This is a genomic window from Novibacillus thermophilus (genome assembly GCF_002005165.1).
Classification (GTDB): domain Bacteria; phylum Bacillota; class Bacilli; order Thermoactinomycetales; family Novibacillaceae; genus Novibacillus; species Novibacillus thermophilus.
Genome location: NZ_CP019699.1, coordinates 468,062 through 493,845, shown reverse-complemented (window position 1 = coordinate 493,845; position 25,784 = coordinate 468,062). Strand labels below are relative to the sequence as shown.

Annotated in this window: 19 protein-coding genes and 2 pseudogenes; 1 reads left to right on the top strand and 20 read right to left on the bottom strand. The window is 46.7% G+C overall.

Annotated elements, in window-relative coordinates:
• Positions 1-83: 83 nt before the first annotated feature.
• From B0W44_RS02530 to B0W44_RS02465, 15 genes and pseudogenes are all read right to left on the bottom strand, one after another.
• Entirely contained in the window at positions 84-2,147 is a 2,064-nt protein-coding gene (locus tag B0W44_RS02530; protein ID WP_077718633.1) for a glycoside hydrolase family 65, read from the bottom strand.
• 20 nt (positions 2,148-2,167) lie between these two features.
• Positions 2,168-3,064: a glycoside hydrolase family 43 protein gene (locus tag B0W44_RS02525; RefSeq protein WP_077718632.1), complete on the bottom strand. Its 897-nt coding sequence runs from the start codon at positions 3,062-3,064 to the stop codon at positions 2,168-2,170.
• Between the two features lie 171 nt (positions 3,065-3,235).
• Positions 3,236-4,294, bottom strand: a complete 1,059-nt coding sequence (locus tag B0W44_RS02520; protein ID WP_237087429.1) for a helix-turn-helix domain-containing protein — start codon at positions 4,292-4,294, stop codon at positions 3,236-3,238.
• The gene (locus B0W44_RS02515; protein WP_169835384.1) at positions 4,260-4,838 is read right to left on the bottom strand and encodes a response regulator; all 579 of its coding nucleotides are present in this window, start codon (positions 4,836-4,838) and stop codon (positions 4,260-4,262) included. The genes B0W44_RS02520 and B0W44_RS02515 overlap by 35 nt, the downstream gene beginning before the upstream one ends.
• 14 nt (positions 4,839-4,852) lie before the next feature.
• Positions 4,853-6,430, bottom strand: a complete 1,578-nt coding sequence (locus tag B0W44_RS02510; protein WP_169835383.1) for a sensor histidine kinase — start codon at positions 6,428-6,430, stop codon at positions 4,853-4,855.
• A 17-nt stretch (positions 6,431-6,447) separates the two neighbouring features.
• A complete protein-coding gene (locus tag B0W44_RS17975; RefSeq protein ID WP_169835382.1) occupies positions 6,448-6,600 on the bottom strand; it encodes a hypothetical protein in 153 nt (50 codons plus the stop codon).
• 60 nt (positions 6,601-6,660) lie between these two features.
• Positions 6,661-7,953: a Gfo/Idh/MocA family protein gene (locus B0W44_RS02505; RefSeq protein WP_077718628.1), complete on the bottom strand. Its 1,293-nt coding sequence runs from the start codon at positions 7,951-7,953 to the stop codon at positions 6,661-6,663.
• Between the two features lie 21 nt (positions 7,954-7,974).
• A complete protein-coding gene (locus B0W44_RS02500) occupies positions 7,975-8,751 on the bottom strand; it encodes a carbohydrate ABC transporter permease (protein WP_077721219.1) in 777 nt (258 codons plus the stop codon).
• 94 nt (positions 8,752-8,845) lie between these two features.
• Positions 8,846-9,784, bottom strand: a complete 939-nt coding sequence (locus tag B0W44_RS02495) for a carbohydrate ABC transporter permease (RefSeq protein WP_077718627.1) — start codon at positions 9,782-9,784, stop codon at positions 8,846-8,848.
• A gap of 79 nt (positions 9,785-9,863) precedes the next feature.
• Positions 9,864-11,141, bottom strand: coding sequence for an ABC transporter substrate-binding protein (locus B0W44_RS02490; protein WP_077718626.1), 1,278 nt, complete (start codon positions 11,139-11,141; stop codon positions 9,864-9,866).
• Positions 11,142-11,390: 249 nt separating this feature from the next.
• Complete coding sequence (locus B0W44_RS02485) at positions 11,391-12,224, bottom strand: carbohydrate ABC transporter permease (RefSeq protein ID WP_077718625.1); 834 nt, start codon at positions 12,222-12,224, stop codon at positions 11,391-11,393.
• Positions 12,224-13,153: a carbohydrate ABC transporter permease gene (locus B0W44_RS02480; protein ID WP_228441408.1), complete on the bottom strand. Its 930-nt coding sequence runs from the start codon at positions 13,151-13,153 to the stop codon at positions 12,224-12,226. Before B0W44_RS02480 ends, B0W44_RS02485 begins: the two co-directional genes overlap by 1 nt.
• 68 nt (positions 13,154-13,221) lie before the next feature.
• Positions 13,222-14,526 (bottom strand): ABC transporter substrate-binding protein, encoded by a 1,305-nt coding sequence (locus B0W44_RS02475; protein WP_077718624.1) that lies wholly within the window; start codon positions 14,524-14,526, stop codon positions 13,222-13,224.
• Between the two features lie 120 nt (positions 14,527-14,646).
• On the bottom strand, positions 14,647-16,662 hold the full coding sequence (locus B0W44_RS02470) for a beta-galactosidase (RefSeq protein WP_077718623.1): 2,016 nt from the start codon (positions 16,660-16,662) through the stop codon (positions 14,647-14,649).
• Between the two features lie 245 nt (positions 16,663-16,907).
• Positions 16,908-18,046 (bottom strand): annotated as a pseudogene (locus B0W44_RS02465) (IS4 family transposase).
• A gap of 341 nt (positions 18,047-18,387) precedes the next feature.
• On the opposite strand from B0W44_RS02465, the gene B0W44_RS02460 reads away from it, so the two are divergent.
• A complete protein-coding gene (locus B0W44_RS02460; protein ID WP_169835381.1) occupies positions 18,388-19,641 on the top strand; it encodes an SGNH/GDSL hydrolase family protein in 1,254 nt (417 codons plus the stop codon).
• A gap of 59 nt (positions 19,642-19,700) precedes the next feature.
• Here the strand turns inward: B0W44_RS02460 and B0W44_RS02455 are convergent, their stop codons facing one another.
• The 5 genes and pseudogenes from B0W44_RS02455 to B0W44_RS02440 all read right to left on the bottom strand — a co-directional run bounded on the left by B0W44_RS02455 (position 19,701) and on the right by B0W44_RS02440 (position 25,780).
• Positions 19,701-20,012, bottom strand: coding sequence for an L-rhamnose mutarotase (locus B0W44_RS02455; protein ID WP_077718621.1), 312 nt, complete (start codon positions 20,010-20,012; stop codon positions 19,701-19,703).
• A 26-nt stretch (positions 20,013-20,038) separates the two neighbouring features.
• Positions 20,039-20,287, bottom strand: a complete 249-nt coding sequence (locus B0W44_RS19175; protein ID WP_418304083.1) for an FIMAH domain-containing protein — start codon at positions 20,285-20,287, stop codon at positions 20,039-20,041.
• 24 nt (positions 20,288-20,311) lie between these two features.
• A pseudogene (locus tag B0W44_RS02450) lies at positions 20,312-22,473 on the bottom strand (rhamnogalacturonan lyase); the annotation flags it as partial.
• A gap of 260 nt (positions 22,474-22,733) precedes the next feature.
• The gene (locus tag B0W44_RS02445) at positions 22,734-24,041 is read right to left on the bottom strand and encodes an ABC transporter substrate-binding protein (protein WP_077718620.1); all 1,308 of its coding nucleotides are present in this window, start codon (positions 24,039-24,041) and stop codon (positions 22,734-22,736) included.
• A 176-nt stretch (positions 24,042-24,217) separates the two neighbouring features.
• Positions 24,218-25,780: a response regulator transcription factor gene (locus B0W44_RS02440; protein WP_169835380.1), complete on the bottom strand. Its 1,563-nt coding sequence runs from the start codon at positions 25,778-25,780 to the stop codon at positions 24,218-24,220.
• Positions 25,781-25,784: the final 4 nt, after the last annotated feature.

Sequence of the window (25,784 nt, the reverse complement as noted above, 5' to 3'; positions counted from 1 at the left end):
GGAGATCACGGCAAATGAATAAACAGAAGTTATACAATATTACAAAAAAGTAAGGTCTCAAGTTATGACGGGTTCACTTGGCCTCACAAAAAAGGCTGAAGGTTTTCCCATTGGACGACCCAACTGCCATCGTCCGGAAAACCTGGGGCGTCATCAGTTGTCGACCCTCTCCACCCACTGGCCATCATGGCGACAGCTGTCAACAGTCCTCCGTTGCCCGGCAAATAGGCCGTTAAATGCTTTCCCTGGTAATTGTGTCCGTTGGGCAGATAGGTGTTTTTTGGCGTTTCCATCAACAAAAAATCTACAGCCTGTTGCCGCTCTCCTAATCTCGCGGCGGTCATCGCACACATTGGAAAATCCCAACCCCACGCCGTTTCCCATCTCCATTCCCTGTGCACTCTTGACAACGTCCGCTTCATAACATCCAGATCGATGCGTTCCCCAGGTAACATTCCGAAAGCCCCGACCATCGAAGGATGATCTCGGTTGTACTTTTCAAAAGTAAGGGGACAATTTTCGTGGGCGAGGTACATCCCGTTTCGTTGCGGAGGGTGTGCAATCGCCTTGGCCACTTTGATCCACTCGGAAGGAACAGCTTCACCGAGCCGTTTCTTCCATTTAACCGCCAGTTCCAATCCAAACGCCCAATACTCTAATTCAAAGGTTGGATTTTTACTTTCTTGCGGATTGTGGCACTCTTGAGCCGGTATTAACGGGGGGCCGAGGACGTACCTGTTTTGGGACTGTTCCCAAACGGCAAAGGAAGCCATAAACTCGGCAGTTTCAAAGACGAGCTCTTTCCAGCGTCTCAACGTCTCTTTCTTCATGTTGCTCTGATAACAAAGCTCTGCCAGCACAATAGGGTGAGGCTGTTGCCATATGAGAACCGGAGCAATTTCAGACGGGCTCTGCCTTCCGTTGGGCCCGACCATTTTAGGCCACCTGGCTCCTTCATAACCTTGGGATGCAGCTAATTTTTTCGCTACGGGAAGGATCGATAAGTACCACTGTAAACTTTTCTCCAAGATGTGCCCCCTTCCCCAAAGAGGAAAGTGCGCAGCGTGCCACCAGTGCATCTCCAAATGAAACTTACCGAACCAACTGCTGTACATGAAACCCGTCTCTTGAGGAGGGAGAGATCCTCCGCAATGGATGGCAGTCAAATACTGTGAGAGAATCACCCTTCTCTCTAACTCAACGGCACGCCGATCTGAACTCATGGAGAAATCGACAGCTCCACCGGTAGACCAGAAACACTCCCAGTGTCTTTTACTCGCCTCTCGCACCTCATGAAAACACCCCAATTCTGGTTGTCTTAAGGCAAAAGACACGGTAAAGGTCAGTTCGTGGCAGGGGCCCGGATTTAGCGTGTACTCGTGAGCTCCCGTTTGGACTAACCTGCCTTCGCTCCACCCCCAAGCGACTTCATACTCGTCTTCATCCATGATGCGTTTAAATGAAGCCGCGTTCCCAGACCGTTTTATCCAAACGGTCTGATGTCGGTCACATTCGTTCCAATTCAAATCAATTGTTTCTTTCCACTTTTGTGATCCTAAAGGTGGAGACGGAAATCGCAATACGATGCCTAACTGTTCTCTCACAATTAAAGGGGATGTGACTTTGACACCTATTTCATCTTTCTCCGGATGGCAGACTGTCACGACCTGTACCTCCTGCCCTTCCAATTTAAAATGACTGTAGAGACATCCCTCCCAAAGATTTAACTCCTGCTCTACCTCTCTTACATCCGCGATCGTCGCCTGTTCTCCGTTTTCCTTTAAAAGATAAAACGCTAGCTGCCCCAGTTGAATTCTGTGCGGATTTTGCCTCAACCAATGGTAGACCTCGCCCCTATTACCGGGATACAACGGATATTGCACCCCGCGCCCGTAAGTATCTAGCGTCTGCATCTGAAGGTCGTCGAGACTAAAACGGTCTGATTTCCCAGTCGAATGCCATCCCCAGTTGGACTGTGTTCCCAAAGGAACCCCATAGTGGGTTGGAAACGTTTGCAACCCTGTAATGTCAGCAGTAAAAGCAAAATCCCCATTCCCAACGGATAGCGGAGACAAGGGATCGACTTTAGCCACGGATGGGTGGTGCCGCTCAACCAACTGTTTTCTGTCAATTTTAGCTGTCTTCAACTTGGAACACCTCACGCTTTTTATTGTTCGTCTAACCGTTTTATCTTTCCATTTTCTTCTTCTACGTTTATAAAAAGCGGCCGTTCCATCGGTGTCTGGTTTGGACAATGTAAGGTTAGTTTGAGACTTCCTTCAAATGTTTTAAATAACATGCCGTGTCCTCCATCCTCTTTAAAAAGAGGGGACGACTCGTGTGTCCACGGACCCGTTACGTCACCTGTCAGAGAATGGGAAACCCCCAAAGCGTACTTATCATTCACGAAACTGGACCACAACATCATTAACTTTTTGCTGGAAGACACAAAAAGAAACGGACCGTCTGTGACGTAATTCGCTTGGGCCGATCTTTTCGTGGGATGATAGAAAGGGGTCGTCCAAGGAGCCTCCGAAGCGCGAAAAAGGCGCCGGGGCTTTTCTAACGTCTCTTTCAAGTTTTGACTCAATCTCACGGCACAAATCTCTCCGTCCCCTACTTGTACCCATTCACGGCAAAAAATCATCCAAGGCTGTTCTTGTGGATCGACAAAAAACGTTCCATCCAAAGCATCCCAGTCTTTCGGAGTCACAGGCCCTTCACTGTGTGGCTCAAAAGGTCCCATCGGGCTGTCTGCAACCAGTATCCCCGTTCCTCTCCTTTTATTGTCTTTTCGCAAAAAGGAGGCAAACATATAATACTTTCCGCGGAACGGATGAACTTCCGGAGCCCAAAAATTTTCTTCAGAATAAAAATCACGGTCTGGGGAGAAGACTGGAAAAGGCCCTTGCCAATGTTTTAGATCGGTTCCGACATAGACACTAAATCCCGTTCCCTTTCCCCAAACGTTCGTATCAGTGCTTCCGTACAAATAGTACTTGCCTTCCCTGTTATCCGGAAGGACAAAGGGATCACGGATCTGAATGTCTTGATTTTTGAGCATATGAACACCTTCCCACTCATGACGGGATGACACCCTTTAATTTATACTGTTTACGTCATGAGGGGAATAAAAAAAAATCAGATGTTTTTCAAAAAAAGTAACCTTAGAGAACCCCAGGTTTCGTCACTCTCGGTCACGTTCTTCGGCGTTACATGTTTTAACAGCAGTCTCTCATCCTATTCTAGACACATATTCTGAAGGGCTCATACCGGTAATCGATTTAAACACCTGACTGAAGTACGTTGGGTTCTGATAGCCCACCATTTCACTTATTTCATAAATTAAATAGCGGCCTTCTCTTAATTTTGTCTTCGCCTTTTCAATGCGGTACTTGTTTAAATACGAAACGAAAGTGTCTCCTGTCACTTTTTTGAACAGCTGAGATAAATAGTTTTTGTTTACGTGCAGTAATTCAGCTATTTCTGCCAACTTTATCTCCCGATCATAATGTCGTTGAACGTACTCTTTTACTTCGCGGATTAAGAAATGGCTTCTTTTCCCTGTTAGCTGTTCCTTCAATTTCTCCGACCACTTGATCAACAAATGTCTCATCCAGTCGAACAACTGTCTTTTCGAGTGCATGTTGTATATGTCTGAAATGTACGCGGAGATCATTTGGCCATCGTCATCTATTTTTTCTTCGTAATACTCCTGTATGAGTAACGAACTGACGAGGCTGACGCAAATATTCTGTACGATGAACGTCGGGGCTTTATTTTTTAATAAGTAATCTTCAAGTTTTGCCCAGCCGTCCATAATGTTCTCACACTCTTTGCGGTTCATGATGCCGTTTATCTCCTTCAGGATCTCAAGCGGATACTGAAATGATTCCCTCGAGTCCCTTTTAACTTCTCGATACGAGTAAACCCGGTTGATCTCTTCGTAATCTGCCATTTCGAGAGCTCTCTGACTTTCGACAAACGAATTCTTTATCTCGCGAATGTCGTCTTTTACACCGCCAACCCCAATGGCCAGCGACAGTTTTAGGATGGATAGTATGTTGGTAATCATATGTTCAGATACTTTCATCACGGTTTCATCCATTCTGTCTGACCGGTTAGACAAAAAGATCAGGACAAACGTTGAATCAGAGTAATCAACGAGATGTGTATGGAACATTTCCGCCATACTGGTCTGTTCAATCGTTTCTAAAATGATGTTACTGGCACCAAATTTTAATAGCTGCCATTCTCTTTCATCGGACTTTTTCAAATACGGAGATCGGATCATTGAAATGCTTGCCACGATTACTTTGGAGTTGAGCGGGATGCCCAACAGCTCTAGCTTTTTCTTTTGAAATATGCAGTTCATGGCGTTTTTTGTTAAGCATGTCTCGAAAGAAGGAGTCTCTCACATGACCGATGTACTTGTCTATCTGTTCGCGGTCATACTGCAATAACTTGTTTTGTTTTTCCTCAACTTTGATTTCGTTTACAACAGTGTCCAAAACCGACTCAAACTCGGAAACAGCAGCAGGTTTCAACAGAAAGTGCTGCACACCGTATTTCATAGCTTGTCGCGCGTTTTCAAAGTCTTCATAAGCGCTGTATATGATCACGTGTATGTCGGGGAATTCTTTCCTTATCTTCTGAATCAGTTCCAACCCGTTTAATGCAGGCATATAGACATCTGTAATGACAATGTCAGGCTTGCGCTCTCGAATTTTCTTCAACGCTTCTCCACCGTTTAGAGCTGACCCCTGCACGTTAAGACTCAATTGACGCCAGGGGATATGCTCTTTTAGGCCGTTAATTACATTTTGGTCGTCATCCACGATGAACACCGATTTCATAAAGGTTTCTTCCTTTCATCAGACGGAATCTTCTCTTTTATGTTTTGAACGATCGGCAGCCGAATGTGAACAGCAGTGCCGCCTTGACTGCGGTTACAAAGCGTTACACCGTATGCTGGACCACAGTACAGCTTAATGCGTTCTTGAACATTCTGTATGCCAATGCCTTTGGACTCCTTTTGATCCCAACCCGACTGTAACCCGATGCCGTTGTCCACAATGTTGATCACTAAATCTTCCGCCTTCACTTTTGCCTCAACCGTTATTTTGGCGATTTGGTTCGAACGGTCAGGAAACCCATGCTTGAAGCTGTTTTCAATGAATGGCTGCAACATGATTTTTGGGACGTAAAAGTCTTTGATTTCCGCTGGAACGTTTTCACTGTATGTCACGTTGACACCCAACCTTGCACGTTGAATATTCATGTAACTTCGCGCATGCTCCATTTCGTCCCTTAAAGGGATAAACATATCCCCGCCGCTGAGACTGATCCTAAACATCTTGCTAAGTTGGCTGACCATATAACTGATGTCTTCCGCTTTATAATCAAGGGCCTTCCAATGAATGGCATCCAACGTGTTGTACAAAAAATGCGGAGCAATTTGATGTTGTAGTGTTTTTATCTCCGCTTCTCGTTTCGCCCGATTTTTACGTTCCAATTCCTTTAACGTTTGATCCAATTGGGCTGCCATTTTATTAAAATTTTCTGAAATCAATTTAAACTCCTCAATAAAATGCGGTTTAGTGCGGAATAGAAAGTTTCCTTTCTCAATTTCCTTCAAACCGCCCATGATGTCGTCAATCGGTTTGAAAATCTTTTTCCCTACGAAATAGACGACAGGAATGGATAAGAGCAAACTCATGCCGCCCAATGCCATGACAAACAGTCCGATTCTTTTTGTTTCTGTGTACAAAAAATCGCTAGAAATGAGATAAGCTAAGCGCCAATGTTTGCTGCTCCTTTCAGACAGTATCAGCAAATACTGCTTACCGTCCTTTTCGACCGTTTGATACGTGTTAAACATTTCGGCATACGTCTGTTTAAGTGTGGCATCACGGGCAACTTCATCTAGCACTTCCGCATAAGGTTCTACATTCTTTTGTAAAATGATGCGATCGCCGGAATCCAACACCAGGAGGAGTCCGTCTCGGTCACTGAGCAGTTGTTCGACCGTATCGATTAAAACATTGACTTTCACATACCCCACAGTTTTTCCGTGCAGATTAAGCAAAGAGTGGATGTAACTTACAAATTCCTGCTCCCCGTTTACTGATTGATGTTTGGGTACCCAACCGTTATCCATGTCGGCAAGCGGTTTAAACCACCGTTGACTCTCTAATCCCTCAATAGGATAAATTCTCCCTTCCTTTAATTTTGGAAATAGTTCGTAACGGTCTGTGTACAGTTCAATGGAATGGATCGATTGATTTAAGCTAGCGATGTCATTCATCAGCTTGGAAAGTTCCCTTTGCTCAACGATGGCGTCATAATCGGTGATCCGAGACCGTGAAAGTGCTTGTAAAACGGACCTGTTCGTGACGATGTAAATAGCGGCATCGCTGACGCTCGTCACCAATGCAGAAACTTCATTCATTTCTCGTTGATTGAGGCCAGATGTGTTTGACTAATTTCATCAAAACTAAAGTTAGTATACTTTATGTAGGACAGAATACTCACGCCAGCGATAAAAAACGCATTCACCGCAACAAAACTGGCCACGATGACACTCGTTATTTTTTTCATGATACCATTCCTTCCATGGTATCTCTTAAACGCTTAGCCTTATCTCTAGGGGGAACGTCCTCACGTTTGCGATTTACAGGTCAGTAACGCTTCCACCTGTACTGGCCGGTGCTCTTCGACCGAACGCCAAACGGCCTCCCCGGTGGCGACGGCATAAGCGCCGTCCCGACTTCCTGACAGCACGGGGTACGGCCGAGTGGGGTCTTCGCCCAGAAATAGATCTTCGAGCAAAGCCGGGTCTCCTCCGCCGTGCCCTCCTTCCCGCTTCACGACATGTATCACTTCTTTTGACCCAAAAAGGGGAAAAAAGTCCACAGTTTGCTCAGGAACAGAAAAGGGGACGCGTTCAGGCATGTGGTACTCCATCGTTTCAATCCGACCTTCAGTGCCGTTTATGGCGAGACGGTATCCTTCATAAGGGCAAGAGAAATTGATGGAGTAACTGAGGAGAGCTCCTTGATCGTACTTGACAGTGGCTGTGTACGTATCTTCAATATCGATTTCTGCATCAAAGATGCACTGGTCCGGGCGGTATCCTGTATACTGTTCCTTGCCCTGTTGCTTCATCCCGGCGATGTGGTCATCGGCTACGTCGGAACTCTCGCTGCGAGTATTCCAGCGGCGGTAATACCGGCAATGCATCTGATCTTCACACGTCCCGCAAAACCGACCGTTCACCTTCCGAGGATTCATTTCCCCTTCCGGACCGTAATAGTTGAGGGCGCCATAGGCGAAGACCTCTATCGGCTTCTGATCTATCCACCAGTTCACGAGGTCAAAGTGATGGGAACTTTTGTGGACCGACAACCCGCCTGAAAACGCCCGCTTCCGATTCCAGCGCTGAAAGTAACTCGAGCCGTGGAACGTGTCGATGTACCAATTCAAATCCACCGATGTAACGCGGCCGAGGCGACGGGACGAAATCAATTCTTTAATTTTCATGTGGATCGGGTTGTAGCGGTAATTAAACGTGACCGTCACCCGTCCGTTGCTTTGTGATTCAGCTTCGATGATGCGCTGGCAATCCGCTGCCGTCGTCGCCATCGGCTTCTCTGTAATGATGTCCAAACCAGCCTTGAGCCCTTGAATCACGTAATCGACGTGTGTGTCGTCCCGTCCAGCCACAATGGCCACATCGGGATTCGTCTCGCGGATCATTCTGTCAAATTCATCCGGACGGTACTCCGGGACGTTAGACAGTTCAGGAAAGCGCTGTTTGCACACTTGATAGCGTCTGGCATCGACGTCTAACAATCCGACCAGTTCGCCCCTATCTGAAAAGGTGTGCACGATCGGGGCGATAAACATGTCCATGGCACGTTTACTCACACCGCAAACGACATATCGTTTCATCGTTCAAACGACCTCCCTTTTCTAAGATTTCAATCCCGTCGTACTGATTCCTTCTACAATATAGCGTTGGAAAAACAAGAAGATGATAAAGATTGGAATGAGGCTAGCTGTCGACATCGCAAACATTTGACCCCAGTCCGTCACGTTATCTGGGTCGGAAAACAGCTTCAACGCGAGAGAGACGGGATATTTGCTCGGATCGTTTAAGTAGATGAGCGGCCCCATAAAGTCGTCCCAGCGCCAGTAAAGGGAAAAAATCGTAGCCGTCATTACCGCCGGTCGAACCAACGGAACGATGATCCGGGAAAATATCGTAAATTTGTTGCAACCGTCAATGTAAGCCGCTTCATCCAATTCCCTCGGGATCGTGCGTATAAATTGCATGATGAGGAAGACAAAAAACGGATATCCAAAAAAGTAAGGGAGGATGATCGGATAGTACGTGTTGATCAGCCCGGCCCAGTTAAACATGATGTACTGCGGTACCATGATGATCTCAAACGGCAACATCATGGTGGCCATCATGCAGATAAACCAAAACGTTTTCCCCCTGAATTGGAGACGCGCAAACCCGTACGCAATAATCGTCGAAAATACGATCGACCCAATTGTGGCAACCGTGACGATAATAAAGGAGTTCGTAAAAAACGTGGAAAAGCTGATCCCTCCGAACCCTTGCCAGCCTTCGATATAATTGCTGATTTTCCAATCCTTCGGCCACAGAGAGTGAGCATCGACAAAAACGGACGAACTGTCCTTTAAAGAGCTGCTGACCATCCAAAGAATCGGGTACAGCATCACGACTGTCAGGATGAATAGGAGGATCTGATTTGCGATTCTCGCCTTTTTCCGCCTGCTCAACTTCACGTTATTCACCTTCCGTTTCCGTCAATTATCTAGAGTTGTCCGACTCGTAGTGCACCCAATAGGGAGAACTCTTAAAGATGAGAGCCGTCAAAATCGCGATAATGATTAACATCACCCACGCCATAGCGGATGCGTAACCCATGTCAAAAAAGGTAAAAGCTCTCTCAAACATGTAGAGGACGTACAGGAGTGTACTGTTCATCGGTCCGCCTTCTGTAATGATGTAGCTCGGTGTAAATGCCATAAAGCCTTGAATCGTCTGCATGACGACGTTAAACAAAATAACCGGCGTAAGGAGCGGAATCGTGATCTTGTAAAATCGTTGCCACGCATTGGCACCGTCCACACTCGCCGCCTCATAGTACGTCTGCGGAATGTTTTTCAAACCCGCCAAAAATATGAGCATGGACGAACCAAACTGCCAGCCGTACAAAACGACCAGAGTCCAGATGGCTGTCGACGCATTCCCCAGCCAACTCACTGGTTCAAATCCCATCAATTCAAGGAACGAATTAATGGCCCCTTCATTGCCGAACAACTGCCGCCACATCACTGCGACAGCTACACTACCTCCGATAATAGATGGTATGTACAAAGCCGTGCGGTACATGCCTGCGAACCGGGTCACTTTCACCAACAACAGCGCGACAATTAATGCAAATATCAGTCTCCCCGGAACAGCGGTGAACGTGTAAAAAAACGTGACCTTCATCGCTTGCCAAAATTTACTGTCGCTCGTCAACATGTGGACATAATTGTCAAAGCCTACCCACCTGGGAGCTCCGAGGAGGTCATAGTCGGTAAAAGACATGTATAACGACGTGAGCATTGGAAAAATGGTAAACACACAAAAACTGAAAATAAAAGGGAAGATGAAAACATAGCCCACCACATTGTCAGAATGCAACCACTTCAATCCCGTTCGCCTTTTCAGCACTCTCGGTTTTGTCGTTTCCGTTTGCATCTTTCAGTCACCCTTTTGTCTGCAAAAGAGCCGACCTTAATGGCTTTAATACCAATGTGAAGATCGGCTCCTCCAGTTTTTATTGCGAAATGATTTCTTCAGCCTGAGTCCTAAATTCTTCTGCACCTTTCTCAGGCGTTATTTCCTGATACAGAACGCGTTCGGTTAAATCATCGAACAGCTTAAACACCTCAGCGGCTTGCAGGGGATACCCTTTGTCGATGGGACTAGCCTTTTCGAGTAAGTAGTCAATGTAGTCAAACGTTTCCCGGTCCGTGGCACTCAAGTTGTCTACCATTTCCTCCCTTACGTTTGAAGAAGGGGGAACGCCGCGATCTAATTCTTGCACTTTCTGCGCTTCCACGTTGTTGACAAAGAAGTTAATAAACTTTGCGGCTTCTTCCTTTTTGTCGGACGTTTCACTGATTGAGAAAAACATCGCCGGTTTCACAAACAATCCTTTCACGTCTCCAGGTATCGTCGCCATTTTTAAATCTTTTCCCACAGTGGAAGCAACCGCGACGGCTTGGTTGGACCAGCGGATCTGAAATGGAGCCTTTCCATGGGAGAGCAGAGAATTTTCGACTTCCACGTACTCAAGGGCCACATCGGGGGGCGGAATGATTCCCTCCTCTTGTAGTTCAAGAAGTAACTTCCAATAACCGGTCAACACTTCGTCATCAAATCCTAAAGCTGATCCATCTTCTGTAAAAAGGCTTTGTCCGTGTTGTCTCGCAAAAACTTCGAATCCGTGTCTGTTGTCCGCGAAGTCACTTGAACCGTAATCATAGACTTCGGCTGCTTTTTTCGCGATGTCCTTAAACTCGTCCCAGGACCACTCCATTGACGGAAGTTCAATTCCAGCCGATTCAAGCATTTCCGGATCGTACATCACGGCGTACGCATTCATGCCCAGGGGAATGCCCTTTAACTGTCCGTCCATGACCCCCGAATCGATTAAAAGGTCATCAAAGTGACTCACGTCAATCGTTCCATTGTCAACAAACTCATCCAAATCGGCCAGGAGACCTTTTTCCGAATACTGGGTCATGTATTCTCCGAAGTCTTGCTGAATAACGTCGGGAAGGTTTCCGCCAGCCGCTTGGGCCGCCATTTTCTCCCAATATCCGTCATAGCCGGTAAATTCGGTCTCAATGGTCACGTGCGGATTTTCTTTTTCGTACATTTTTATAACTTCCATCGTTTTGTCATGCCGCGTTTGAGACCCCCACCACGCGACCCGTAAAGTAATGTTGCCGTCTTCTTGATCGGCTGTTGCATCATCGGAGCTACTGGAGCACGCCGCCAATGAAAACGCCATCAACAGCGCCATTAACACTAACAGTATTTTTCTCATCTGCTTTCTCTCCTCCTCCTGTAAACCTTCGACGCCCTTTATTTTATAAGAAGTATTTTGATACTGTTAATGCACAAATCTGCACGATAATATGTAAAAAACAGAGGATAAAAAAAAAAGAGCCCGTTTCAAGACCCTCAGTCAGAACGGAGTTCAATCCCGCTCTTGAGAGACATTTTTGAAATGGCTCAACATAAACCCGACATGGAAAATCTCACTCTAGTTGGAAGTCCCAGTGTTTCTCCCATTCTATCCTTTTAGAGAGCCGCTAAAGATACCAGAAATAAAATACTTTTGAAATATCAGAAATATGCATAACATTGGAATCAATCCCAATACGGCTCCTACCATAATCGGTCCATATTGAACGACTTGCCCTGGCTGCACCATCATGGCCAACATCAAAGGCAAGGTGTACATTTCTTTTGAATTTACGACGACTAATGGCCAAATAAAATTTCCCCACTGTTGCATAAACGTGACAATACCCAAGGCAGCACAAGCTGGTTTCATGATGGGTAACACAATCTTGAAAAAAATGCCTATATCTTGACATCCATCAATACGTGCCGCTTCAATTAACTCTGTAGGTAAGCCCATCATCTGCTGTCTCATTAAAAAGACACCGAACGGAGTGACAAGAAATGGGACAATTAAAGCATAATACGTGTCGATCCAATCAAAATTCATCATGATGATAAACATTGGCACCAACATCACTTGGGTAGGCACCATCATGACTAACAACACAACAAAAAATAGCAGTTCGCGACCTTTAAACTCATATTTGGCAAAGGCAAAACCAGCTAAAGCTGAAAAAAACACTGTGGAGACCGTTGTAATACCAGAAACGAAAACACTGTTAAACAAGGCTCTCCATATGGGCCAGGCATTCTGCAGCTGATCTAAGTTATCCATAAAGTGGGAGCTGGGTATCAAATTTGGAGGGATTTTAAAAATTTCAGATTCAGTTAACGTTGACGCCGTGAACATCCAATAGAACGGAAAAACTGAAATTGTAGCTCCTACGAGAGCGAGTATATATATCAGGATAGTGTTAAATTCCCTTCTCTCTCTCTTCACTAAATCTCCCCTCCCCTCGACATCCGAATTTGCAGATAGGACAACATGGCAATCATTGTTGTGACGACATAAGCACCGGCTGAAGCAAGCCCAAAGTCAAACGTACCGAACGCTTTATCGTAAAGATATAAAATGACGGTCGTTGTCTCGTGTCTTGGTCCTCCTCCGGTTAAAACAAAGGGCTCGGCAAACAGCTGCAAGGTACCAATTGTGGACAAAACGGCACAAAACAACAAAACCGGTTTTAACATCGGGATGGTTATCTTAAAGAAGCTGGTAACCTTTCCAGCTCCGTCAATACTGGCTGATTCATATAAATCATTCGGTACATTTTGAAGACCGGAGAGAATAATGACAGAATTATAACCGGTCCAACGCCACGTCAGTGCCACAATGATGAGAGCCTTAGCCCAAAAACCGTCGGAAAACCACGGAATGGGCTCAAGGCCTAACAAGGCGGTTAATTGATTAATCATACCGTAACTTTCATTAAAGATTAATGAAAATACGAGGGCATAAGTGACAAGATCGATTAAGACTGGCATGAAAAACGCCAATCTAAACACGCCTTTAAACTTTAAATGGTTAGTGTTTAATACTGCTGCTACTACTGTCGCTAACATGAGCATAACCGGAACTTGAACTGACAAAATTAAACAGGTAGTGGCTAAAGCTTTCCAAAACAGCGGGTCTGTAAGGAGTTTCCGATAATTGTCTAACCCTACAAAAGTGCTTACGCCGGCCCTCCATTCACTGAAACTGAGCACCAAAGAGTAAAGCATCGGGTATAACATAAAGACCGTAAACAAGATAAAGAACGGCGAAATAAAGACATACGGGCTCCAGTTGAGCCAGTATGTTCTGTCCCCCTTTTCGTCTAGATGTAAGTCTGGACCCTGTCTCCTTCTTACTCTTGGCACTGCTGCCACGCTTTGTTCACCCCCCCCCAATATCCGTACTTACCCCCTCCCAGGTAACCGAGGAGGGGGTGAAGTTTTTAGTTGGCAATCTCCAAGCCGGTGTCTCGCGCAGCTTTCTGTTCAGCATCTCTAAGCGCCTCCGTGATGTCTTTGCCGTCAATGACAATTTCCCCTAAAGCATCGACGATGGCATTGTTAATATCCATGTAATGGGCACCGTATTCTAATGGCGGAATATCTGTAGAGAGTTCTCCAAAAAACTCAGATAACGCAATCCCAAAGTACTCATCTTCGACTTTAAAATTGTCAGTGTCATAATAAGGTTGCCATGAAGGAAATAAACCGTATTTCATCTGAATATCTTGTCCTTCGTTCGTCATGAGAGCAAACTCTATAAAATTCCATGCCAGCTCCTGATCGTCAGACTGAGTTGTAACCGCCAACACTGAACCTCCGGAGTGGGCTTGATTCGGTCCACCCTCTTCAAAAGCCGGCAATGGCATTAATCCCCATAACCCTTTTTGATCCTCTGCTTGGGTTTTAATGGTGCCGGCATACCAAACGGGATCAACCACCGTCGCAACTTGATCGTTGACAAAAGCGCGGATGCGGTCGTCCCACGTAGGTGCATCCATGACCAAATCTTCATCTACAAACCGTTTGTACATTTCAATCGCTTTAATGTTCTCCTCAGTCGCAAACTGTATACGTCCATCTTCATCGTAATACTGTGCTCCCAATTGATTCATCAGCTTTCTGTACATCTCGGCAATATCATCAGAACTCAAACTCAGAGCCAGCATTTTCACTCCGTCATTAGCTTCCTGTATTTTTTTCCCGGCTTTAATAAACTTGTCCCAAGTGGTGATCGTTTCAGGATTCACGCCTGCGTTTTCGTAAAAATCTTTACGATAATACACGGCGACAGGCCCAAGATCCCAGGGCAGAGCGAATATACGTCCATCTTTTTGTGTCAAATTGAGGGCAACTTCAGCAAACTCGTTTTCCCGTCCATCTAACGTTTCAGTTAAATCGACAAATTGATTCGGGAATATCTCTAAAAAGTTTGGAAAGTCCCGTTGTTGAACTTGAATAACGTCTGGAGCACCCTGGCCGGCTGTAAGGGGTGGGATAATGCTGTCATAATCGCTAGTGACGTACTCAACGTGAATCGTGGCATCAGGATGTTGCTCCATGAACGTTTCAGCTGCATCTGTCAGAGCGTCTGCGGCGACGTTCCACGAAGCGACCGTAATTTCACCGGAAAAACCGTCTCCGCTCACATTTGATTCTTCTTGATCGCCTTCTCCCCCTCCGCAAGCGCTTAACAGAGGGAGAAGAAGACTCGCCGTTAAGAAAACCGACAAATAACGTTTGTTCATTTTAGTCACCCTCCTTAGTGGGTTAGAACAACCGATTGATACGAGATTGAGTAGATGTGATCAGGCAACCACCTCCATCATTTAGAACTCGATTGGCACGTGACATAAAGTGTTGTCGCTCTACGTCCTTCGTCTCTTTTTGAGCACCACGGCGTCTATCCCTTTGACAGTCAGCTCTTTATCATGCTTTTTTCCGTTAAAGACGTTGAGAAACGTTTCATCGGCCGGAAGTGTAATCCGAACCGGGTGGGCATTGTGGTTGACAATCACGACATAACGCTCTTTGTCGGTGTATCTTTCCGTTACCTCCACCTTGGCCGGCACCTGAAGGGCAGGGGTAATGTCTCGTTCCTTCAATATAGATTCCATGAGCCGACCCAAGTAACGAGACTCAGGACGGGTTCCGACGTAAATTCCTTTGCCCTTGCCAAATCGGTGAACGGTAACCGCCGGGCTCCCCACATACCATTCCTCGCCAAATAGCGCAAGCGGTTCTGCCCCTTCCAAACGGATGATATCAGCCCAGGTCGTGCATCGGTACGTCTCGCCTCCGTCCTGCAAGAAGTTGGACTGTTCTTCTGCAAACGGAACCCATTCTTCCACGCATATTCCCAAAATGTCCCGCAAGGGAGCAGGGTAGCCTCCCAGGTGAACGTGGTCATTTTCATTCACGATGCCGCTGAAAAAAGAAACGAGCAGTGTCCCGCCATCGCGCACGTATCGTTTGAGATTTTCCTCTTCTCCCTCTTTCATCATGTACAGGAGGGGAGCAATGACGACTTTATACGCGGACACGTCGTCTTGAGGACGGGCAAAATCAACACGAATGTTTCGTTTATACAATTCACGGTAGTAATCTTCGACGATTGAAATGTAGTTCAGCTTGTTGTGAGGTTTAGAATCCAGCTCAACGGCCCACCAATTTTCCCAGTCAAAAAGAATAGCCACCTCAGACTTCACCCGCGATCCGACCAGCTCGTCCAACTTTTGCAACTCATGCCCTAACTCTTTAACCTCGCGGTAAACCCGGCTTTGATCGTCACCGGAATGGGAAACCATAGCCCCGTGGAATTTTTCCGCCCCGGCACGGCTCTGCCTCCATTGGAAAAACATAATGCCATCCGCTCCCCGGCCGATGGTTGAGTAACTCCACAGGCGCATCACCCCTGGAGGCTTAGGCACATTAATGTCCCGCCAGTTGACGTGGGAAGTCACCTGTTCCATTAACAAAAACGGTTGTCCTCCACGCAAACTGCGCATTAAGTCACTCATCATCGCGTGATTGATGGGCAACCCTTCCCTCGGGTCGGGATAGGAATCCCACGTGACGATATCGACTTCTTGGGCCCAACTGAAATAATCTAAAGGTTTAAAGGAAGACATAAAGTTCGTTGAAAGAGGAACGTCTGGCGTGATCTCCCGCAAAATTTCCTTTTCAGCAGCGAACAGCTTAAAAATCGCATCATTCATGAAACGGTAGTAATCCAATTCTTGAGAGGGGTTGACAAACGTTGGGGTTTTTCTGGGCGGGTTGATTTCTTCCCAATCGTTATACCGCTGCCCCCAAAAATTGGTCCCCCAACACTCGTTTAAACGTTCGATACTTTGGTACCGCTCTTGTAACCACGTTCTGAAGGACCGGGCGCAGTTTTCACAGTAACATCTGGAAACATGACAGGCATATTCGTTGTTGACGTGCCACATTTTCAACGCGGGATGCTCTTTGAAATGTTCCGCCAAAGCCCGCACCAGTGTCTTCATATGTTCGAGTAGGTGAGGATGGTTGGGGCAGTAGTGCTGTCTGCTCCCGTTGAAGGAGCGAACACCGTTTCTATCCACCGGTAGTGAGTCGGGATACTTTTTGACGAACCAGGCGGGGGTGGTGGCTGTTGCCGTTGCCAAGTTGACGTACACGCCGTGTTTGTACAAGATGTCCATCACGGTATCCAGCCAACCAAAATCATATTTGCCTTCCTGGGGTTCAAGTTTACTCCAGCCGAATATGCCTACGGATATGAGATTGACACCCGCTTTTCGCATCAATTGCGCATCTTCATGCCAAACTTCTTCCGGCCACTGTTCCGGATTATAATCGCCGCCGTAACATATGGAAGGCAGTACACTGTCCGACTTCATAAGCAGCCCCTCCGTTTTTAACTTCACATAAATAAATTAATTAATTTAATTTACTTTATAGTATCCGTTTACACAAAGTGTGTCAAGTCACTACTGTTGCATAAAACTTGGCAATTACTTGATTGAATATTCAGTTATCCATATTTCATCTAATAGGGCTAAAAAGACAAATACCGCATAAAAGGTGGTGCTGCCCATTTGGTAATATTATACAGTTAGTCCTAGAGTGACAACGACAAACACGCTTATGTCGAGAGTTTTCTCTTTCGCCTCATCGAACGAAATTGGATGCGGTGAAACCATTTTTCATAGGATTTCCAAAGAAAAGATTTTAACCATCGTTTTAATTGCAAGATGGACTGCTTCGCTTTGGTCTCCATTTGCACGAGAACAAGCAGACAGTAGGCGATGAGTGCCATGAAAATCTGGTTTTGGATGGCTTCCTCACTCGTTCCGAAAAAGGTTTTGATTCGCACGTGTTGCTTAAGCCACTTGAAAAACAGCTCGATCGCCCAACGCGAACGATAGATGTCACCGATTTCTTCGGCGCTCAGGTCAAAACGATTGGTCACAAGGCGAATGACATTGCCTTTCGAATCAACGGTTTCAATGAGCCGGAATACATTTTCCGTTCGTTTCTGAGGGGTACCGATGACGACCATCGAATCTGACATAATGGGGCTTTCTTCCGCGACGGAAAACGTTTCAAGGGTGCGGATCACCGCGTTTTTCTTCAGACGCGAAGCGAAGAAAGTCCCTTTATCACAATAGCGGTCAAATCTCTCGTAGTCGACATAACCGCGATCAAAAACGTACATCGCTTCTTTTTCGTCTATGAGAACCTCCAATTGGGTACGGTCGTGGATGTTAGCCGGTGTAACGATGGCCTTTTCCGGATAGACCGTTCCTTTGTCCATAAAGACAAGGCGTAAGTGTAATTTGACACCGGCCTTCGTCTTGCGAAAAGTGGCCCATTTATAGCGGCTTAAACTTAAAGGAATGGTGCTGGAGTCAATGATTTTGACCGGTAGATCCACCCGTTTCTTGCCTTGTTTGTGCCGATGGATTTGCTGAACGAGATGAAGAAACACATTGGCCATCAGCGATGGATCCACTTCCCTATTCTTTCGAGACAATTGGGAAGCGCTAATCCCATCGAGTCCGAGTGCCTGCCCCAAATCTTCATCGAGTACGGCATCCGAAATTGCGCGTAAACTCTCTTCTTCCTGAAGATGTGCATACAGGAAAAGCATCAGATAAGCCTTTGTCGTGAGCTTCTTGGTGTATTGTCCTGATTGGTGGCGGCAACTTGTTTTTCAAAATGGGAAAAATTAATGGGTGCCACCCATTTACCAAATGATGAAATCAGTGTATTCTTGTCCATAACGGTATCCTTTACGTTGGATTTGGACAGGAACCACCCTGTACATCCATTGTAAAGGATTTTTTTGTCAGTTGGACAACCGAAATGTGAACATTGAGGGTATTATGAATCATCGGATTTAATTAATGCAACACCAGTGGTGTCAAGTATTTTTGATACAAAATACAAGAATGTCTAAATATTTGCATTAAAAATAGGAAGAACTCGAACAGAATCTGATTATTGATATTAAATTTTAAATAAGTAAAATATAAAATATAATTTTAATATAATACTTTTAGGAGTGTTTAAACATGAGGTGGCATCGACATTTTACTCTCCTGACAGTTTTTCTCTTGCTTATGGGAAGTCTGTTTGGTTTGCTCACGGTTCCCAAGCCGAATGGTACAAACTCTGTACAGGCCATGCACCATGACGACATGTCCAGCCCTGTCAACAGTACCCGTCACAAAAATGGCCACTGGATCGGAACTTGGTCAGCGAGCCCACAACAACCGCATGGAGAGGGCGTATCTCATCGTGGGTTCAATAACGAGACGGTGCGCATGATTGTCCACCCTCATCTAAGCGGAAAGGCAATTCGTCTAAAATTCTCGAATGCTTTTGGCGAAAATCCTTTAACGATTGGAAAAGTGACCGTTGCCAAAACGAAAAAGGGATCACACATACGGCCAGGTACATTGCGCGATGTGACGTTTGGAGGCACAGAATCTATCACTGTTCCCGCAGGTGCACGAGCTTTAAGTGACCCCGTCAAGCTTCCTGTATCATACGGAGAAGATTTAACCGTAAGCGTCTATTTCCCCGGCGAGACCGGCCCTTCAACGTGGCACAGATTGTCCCGACAAACCTCCTATATTTCCATCTCCGGTGACCATACGGCAGAGTTAAATGGGGTCGCCTATAAGACTGAAGTCGAGGGATGGTTCTACTTGGAAGCTGTCGACGTGTTAGCTCAACCATCGGTCAAAGGGGCGATTGTCACGCTTGGAGATTCGATTACCGACGGCCACAGTTCGACGCTGAATGCCAACCATCGATGGCCGGATTACTTGGCAGAAAGAATTCAACGGCAAGGTAAAGGAAGACAGTATTCTGTTCTCAATTCTGGTATCTCCGGCAATAAAATTCTGCGCGATTCTCCTGTGTACGGCGTAAATGCCCTGGCCCGGTTAGATCGGGATGTCTTGACCCAATCGGGCGCAACTCACGTCATTCTTTTGGAGGGCATCAACGATATTGGGCACGAACCGCATACATTCGACGCAAACAAGATCATCGCCGGAATGAAACAAATCGTCGATCAAGTCCACGCATCCGGCTTAAAAGTTTACGGCGGTACTTTAACTCCCTTCGAAGGTACTACTATTGAAGGTTATTATACGGAGGAAGGGGAGCAAACGCGTCAAGAAGTGAACCGTTGGATTCGCACGGGCGGTTACTTTGACGGTGTCATTGATTTCGACAAAGCTCTGCGCGACCCTGAGAACCCCCTCCGGTTAAAGCCGGAATTTGATTCTGGAGACCATCTCCATCCGAACGACAAAGGGTACAAAGCGATGGCGGAAGCTGTTAACTTGTCGTTGTTTAAATAAAAAAGCACACCGCTTCCCTGACGAAGGGAAGCGGATAATAATGCCCCGCCAGACACCCCCTAGTCCAGGTGGAAAACTTCTTCTGGGATCAGCGTCATCTTTGGCCCGCCGTTTTCTTGTTCTAAAATGTCGCTCATAAATTTTTGCCAGCGTCGGTTGGCGGGATGCTTTTCCAAATCTGCCATCGCCCTGTGGAAGTCGTCGACTTCTAAGTAAGCGTACAGCTTCGTTCCATCCATGAATATACTGTAATTGCTGATCCCGACTTCTTTCAACGCTTTCAACATTTCCGGATGTACGGCTTTGTGCCTCTTTTTGTACTCCTCTTCAAATCCGGGCTTGCAATTCATGAGAAATATATAGCGCGCCATCTAATCACCATTCCCTCCTGAACCTTCTATTGCCACTTCCCGATGACGACATCAGCTTGAGCCTGGAGCACCCGATACGCTTTCTCTGAGATCAAAGCGTTGTCAAACTGGCGGTCGAGTAACCGCTGAAATCCTTCTAAGTGTTTGACCACTTTGTCTTTCTGTCCACTTTTCTCGAAGTGCTCCACTGAGATTAAGTGCACTTTGAAAGAACGGGCAACGCTATCGTTTGCGATTTCCCCTGCTTCTCTGAACCGTTCGACGAGTGTTTTCATGCCTTGACTGGAGGGCTTGGAACCCGGTGTCCAATAATCGGGTATCGGAACGTTGGACCAGTCGATGTCAGAGGCAAAGTAGAAACTGGGGTACGACGGTTGGTTATAAGCCGTGTTTTGCCAAGCAATGCCCGTTCTGTACTGAGGGTCGTGCATCAAAGTGTACAATTTTCGATCCGTTACTTCTGTGCTGACGTAAATGCGAACGGCAGAGCTGTCGACGGTCCGCACCAGCAGCTCTTCCCGCCAGTCACCGAATATATCGGCGACGAGAGAAGGGTTGCCTTTCGTGTGATTATTCGTCCTGGTGCCTGTCGCCGTGAGCAGTCTCCCTTTCTTCCAATCATCGATGGTAGGAGTCTCATCCAGGGCGCCGTTGACAATTTGGGTCGTCATGTCCGCCCCCACTTAATATTCATGTTGGTTCCCGGCATGTCGTCACTCAATTTCTCCCCGTCTGCTGTCCACAATCCGACCGCCCACGTTTCCAGCCCTCTCCGGTCAGGGTCAACGTCGCCGACCATGCCGCGCCCAGTGTCCCTTCCCGTATAACCGCCGTAAATCACTTCTCCTGTCCGGGCATCCCGCAACGAATAACCGTAAGGCGCCCAGACACCTCCCTCATGAACCCCGAAAATCTCCAGTCCCGGTCTAGCTGGATCGATATCAGCAACGTGGAGCGCGTCACCGTGCCCAAGACGCGCTACCGTTCCGGGATCGGCACTTTCTGGCGGCATGACATCCATTGAACTGTACAACAGGGAGCCGTCATGGTCTATCGTCGCACTGCCGTATACAATTTCATGCTTCCCGTCATCGTCCACATCTGCCACGCTGAGCGAATGGTTCCCTTGAGTTGTAATCGTCCCGAATTCAGGATCGGTACCGTCCCTTCCATGGGGACTGTCATTAAACGGATTGGTCATAGGCGTCCATCCGCTGTCCACGTACCAGTGCTCCTTCAAGTGTTTGCCGTCCCAGCTGTAAGAGACGAGAGTCGTTCTCGTATAGTAGCCACGTGCAAAGACCGCGTACGGTTTTTCTCCGTCAAGGTAAGCCACTCCGGCCAGAAACCGGTCGACACGGTTTCCAGGCTCAATGCGCGACATGGCGTAGTCGCCCCACATCAGACCGTCGTCATAACGGCCGGGTTTATAGGGGATCGTCTCCAGTTCGTCGCCTGTTGTGCCGTCAAACACTGTCAAGTATTCAGGTCCATCCAATATAAACCCTTCGAATGTCCTCAAGTCATTGCGACTGCTTCGACTCGGGGCGTAGACATCCATAAAGTAGTCAACCAGCTCCTCGGCGTCCTCCCTTGTCAGCGGATAGTCGTACTGCTTTTCGATCCCGAAGCACTCTTCAAGTGTCTCCGGCCAATGTCCCTTCACCACTTCCTCGTGTTCATGCCAATTCATAAACACGCGAACGAGGTGACGGTAATAATCTTCGCTGTTCATCCGGTAGTCGTCACTGTGGCTAAATCCAGCCTCAATGTCTTCTTGGGGCATCGTAATATACTTTTCGGACATGACATTACCGTGCTGATCGTATTTTATAACTTTTGTTCCAGGAGCTGTTTTGAACATCAGCTCTGCCAAACCGTCCCCATCAAAATCGTAAACTAAGAATTGCGTGTAGTGCGCCCCTGCTCGAATATTAACCCCTAAGTCAATTCTATACAGCAGCGTTCCGTCAAACGTGTAGCAATCAATGTACACATTGCCGGTATACCCCTTTTGTGAGACGTCTTTAGAGTTTGACGGGTCCCACTTGACAAAAAATTCATATTGTCCATCACCGTTTACATCCCCGACGCTCATGTCGTTGGCAGAATACGTATACTCTTCTCCCGCAGGCGTTACACCGTCAGCCGGTTTTTGCAACGGCAAATCGTAGTATGCGTGATCCCAAGGGGTGACGGAAACACTTTTGTCCACTTCTCGTCCGTCGACGACTGAAGTGACACGGTATTGAGAAACCCCCGTCCCTTCGCGGTCTAAGTAGTTGGTACTGTCCTCAACGGTTGCGATCAGCGTTCCGTCACGGTAAACATTGAAATTCGCGCCTGTCAAGCCTTCTTCAGTGTTACCCGTCACCTCGTTCGCCAACAACCTCCAACTTAGAAACACCCCTTCCGAAGTCGGAACAGCGATGAGCCCTCTGTCAAGGTATTCCAGTTGAGTGCCGTTTTCCGCACCCGTGCCACCGTCCTGAGCAAAAGTCGGTCCGACAATCGCACTCGAACATATGAGGGCCGTCACAAAGACGATCAATGAACGTCTTTTGAAAAGCATGAATCACCACGCTCCTTGTTTTTATCCAGCTACGGTTTATCCACCGCACGCTTCAACCTCTATTAATCTTGACAATAGCCGGTCATCCTGTTTGTTGTTTTGCCCGCCACTTTCTCTCCAGTGCCGTTGTTGTCAATCGGCTGATGTGACTATTTGGAAATCAACGCTTCTGCCTGTTCCCTGAACTGTTTGGCTGCATCCTCCGGTGCAAGCTCTTTGTACAGCACGCGCTCGTTAAATTCCTCCATCAGGACGAACACTTCAGCTGCTTCGACAGGATACGACTTGTCAATCGGACTTCCGTTCTCAAGAATGTAGTCCACGTATTCAAAAATCTCTTGGTCCATCGTGCTTACCTCAGATCTCATCTCGTCTCTGACAACGGACGAAGGCGGCACTCCCCGATCCAGTTTTTGTGCTCTTTGTGCTTCGACGTTGTTTACGAAAAAGTTGATGAATTTTGCCGCCTCTTCTTTTTTATCCGATGTTTCGCTGATGGAAAAAAACATGGCGGGCTTCACAAACATCGCTTCCGGACCGCCTGGAACCGTCGCCATTTTCAGATCTTTTCCGGCAGACGAAGCGATGGCGACTCCTTGGTTAGACCAACGGAACTGAAAAGCAGCCTTTCCGTGGGCTAAAAGGGAATTTTCGACGTCCTGATGTTCAAGGGCGACGTCCGGCGGGGGCGTGATCCCTTCATCTTGCAGCTCTAACAAGAGATTCCAGTAGTCGATTAACACGTCGTCCTCGTACCCTAAACCTGTCCCGTCGTCATTAAATATCGCTTGGCCGCGTTGCCTGGAAAAGTAGTCAAAACCGTTTCGAATCCCATCGTCGATCGCACCTGAACCGTAGTCGTATGTCTCCGCAACTTTTCCCGCGATGTCTTTAAAATCGTCCCATGTCCAATCCATGTCTGGAAGTTCTGCACCAGCCGATTCGATCATCTCCGGATCGTACATAGCCGCATACGCGTTCATACCTAAGGGAATCCCCAGCAATTTCCCGTCCACGACACCCGAATCAACGATGAGCTCGTCAAATTGACTTAAATCGATCGTACCGTCATCCACAAATTCATTCATGTCAGCTAACAATTCTTTATCGGCATACTGCGTCAAATATTCACCAAAGTTTTGTTGCATCACATCCGGTAAATTATTTCCTGCTGCTTGGGCCGACATCTTCTCCCAGTATCCGTCAAAGCCGGTAAATTCAGATTCAATCTTGACGTTCGGGTTTTCTTCTTCATACATTTTAATGACCTCTAAAGTGCTGTCGTGACGGGTTTGTGAACCCCACCACGCGACACGCAGCGTGATGTTCTTTTGTGTGTTCCCATCCCCCTCTCCTCCATCGGCCGCTGCGTCTCCGTCATCGCCTGATGAGTTCCCACAAGCGACTAAAGATAGCGCTAACATTAATGACAGACAAAACACTATCCACTTCTTCAATTATTTTCCCCCTTGTCAATTTTTTTACATTTCCCATTTTTAGTTTATTAGAGGTCGATTGCTACGTTAATGTATTAATCCGGTTGTTTATGTGCAAAAATTCGATACGTCATTGTAACAAAAAAAACAGACCGCCTTTGTTTTTCAAAGGCGATCCGCAGGACAAACCAGCTCTGTCAGGCTTCAACAAAAGTTTTTGAGTGGCACATCCTTTTGTAGGCTGAAGGGGTGTACCCCGTCCACTTTTTGAACACTTTGCTGAAGTATTGGGGGTTGTTGCCAAATCCAACTTGTTCCGCCACTTTGGACACTTTAAATTGGTTCCGGATTAGTTTTTTTGCCTGCTCTATCCTTATCTTCATGAGATACGTGGAAAATTTGTAGCCTGTCTCATGTTTAAATATCTTGCCGAGATAATCCGCGTTCATGTAAAACACTTCACCGGCCAACTTGGACAAGGTTAACGACTCGTCAGCGTAGTGCTGGTCCACGTACATCAACATTTGCTGTACGATTTTATTTTTGCGGCTGTGCTGAGCTTCACCGATCGCTTCCGTCACGTCCCGCGCTTTTTGCGTCAAAAATGTGCGTATGGCCGAGAGAGTGTCAAACCTTTCAAATGACGCAGCCTGTTTAATGGATAAATCCATCTTTTCTTTGTTCGTCTGTTGGACGATCGTCGAGTAAATTTCCAATGCATACGCTTTGACTAAACGCTCCTCGACTTTCTCCTGTTTGAGTGTGTCGAAAAAGCTGTGAAGGCAACAGTCGACCTCTTTCAGATCCCCGCTTTGAATCGCTGCTGCGAGATGAGCGTGGTTAAATTTAACGTCACTGAGCCGTTTCTCCGCAGGAGCGTTTTGGGGTGTGACGATGCTGCCGTATCCTAGATGAAATCGGTAGTTCAAGTAACCTTTCGCTTCCTTATACAGCGCGTGTACGTGTTCAACGCTAGCTGAACGGCTGATCCCAATTGTCATGTTTAACCGGTGGTATCTTTTAAAGAGGTGTTGAACCTCTTCCAGCCATGCGATAAGGTCTTCTACCTCGACCTCCTCTATTAATGCGACAACGTGTCCTCCCATTGCCGCGTTTAAGTAGGCTTTATTCCTCTGGTTCAACACACCTTTCACTAAATTGTTCAATGACATGACATGTTCAATGTCATGCGTCCCTTCAATGTTAAAGACCATCAATCGACACTTTTCGATTTTCAGCTCCACCTCAAGCAGCTGGGCAAAGTCAGCCCACGTTCGGGCATCACGCGTTTTTCTGGTGATGCATTCCTTTAAAAACTGCTCTCCGATGTGAGGCTTAACCCTTTCAAATTCTTTCAATATTTTCTGGACGTAACGTTCATGGCGCCTTTTTTCGTCTAGCTCCTGCACCACTTCGCGGAGCACGTTCTCTATTTTGCGTTCATTGCACGGCTTGATCAAGTAGTGTTTAACCCCGTACTGCATCGCTGTCTTGGCAAAGTCGAATTCTTCATATCCGGAAAGAATGATAAATGAAAGCTCCTCATTGCTCACTTTTTCAATCAATTCTAAGCCGCTCATCCCCGGCATCTTGATGTCACTGATGACGATGTCGGGCGTTTTTTCTAATATTTGATCGTAAGCTGTCTGTCCACTTGTCGCAGTTCCGACAAGTTCAGTTCCTAAGTCTTTCCACCCCACCAAATGAGACATGCCTTCGAGGACTGTTTCGTCGTCATCTGCCAGCAACACTTTGTACACGGTC

Bases quoted from the DNA above. Each gene is read 5' to 3' on its own strand.
- B0W44_RS02525 (WP_077718632.1), bottom strand. From the start codon at position 3,064: ATGCTCAAAAATCAAGACATTCAGATCCGTGATCCCTTTGTCCTTCCG.
- B0W44_RS02520 (WP_237087429.1), bottom strand. From the start codon at position 4,294: ATGATCCGATCTCCGTATTTGAAAAAGTCCGATGAAAGAGAATGGCAG.
- B0W44_RS17975 (WP_169835382.1), bottom strand. From the start codon at position 6,600: ATGAAAAAAATAACGAGTGTCATCGTGGCCAGTTTTGTTGCGGTGAAT.
- B0W44_RS02505 (WP_077718628.1), bottom strand. From the start codon at position 7,953: ATGAAACGATATGTCGTTTGCGGTGTGAGTAAACGTGCCATGGACATG.
- B0W44_RS02500 (WP_077721219.1), bottom strand. From the start codon at position 8,751: ATGCTGTACCCGATTCTTTGGATGGTCAGCAGCTCTTTAAAGGACAGT.
- B0W44_RS02495 (WP_077718627.1), bottom strand. From the start codon at position 9,784: ATGCAAACGGAAACGACAAAACCGAGAGTGCTGAAAAGGCGAACGGGA.
- B0W44_RS02490 (WP_077718626.1), bottom strand. From the start codon at position 11,141: ATGAGAAAAATACTGTTAGTGTTAATGGCGCTGTTGATGGCGTTTTCA.
- B0W44_RS02475 (WP_077718624.1), bottom strand. From the start codon at position 14,526: ATGAACAAACGTTATTTGTCGGTTTTCTTAACGGCGAGTCTTCTTCTC.
- B0W44_RS02470 (WP_077718623.1), bottom strand. From the start codon at position 16,662: ATGAAGTCGGACAGTGTACTGCCTTCCATATGTTACGGCGGCGATTAT.
- B0W44_RS02460 (WP_169835381.1), top strand. From the start codon at position 18,388: ATGGGAAGTCTGTTTGGTTTGCTCACGGTTCCCAAGCCGAATGGTACA.
- B0W44_RS02455 (WP_077718621.1), bottom strand. From the start codon at position 20,012: ATGGCGCGCTATATATTTCTCATGAATTGCAAGCCCGGATTTGAAGAG.
- B0W44_RS19175 (WP_418304083.1), bottom strand. From the start codon at position 20,287: ATGAAAACACTCGTCGAACGGTTCAGAGAAGCAGGGGAAATCGCAAAC.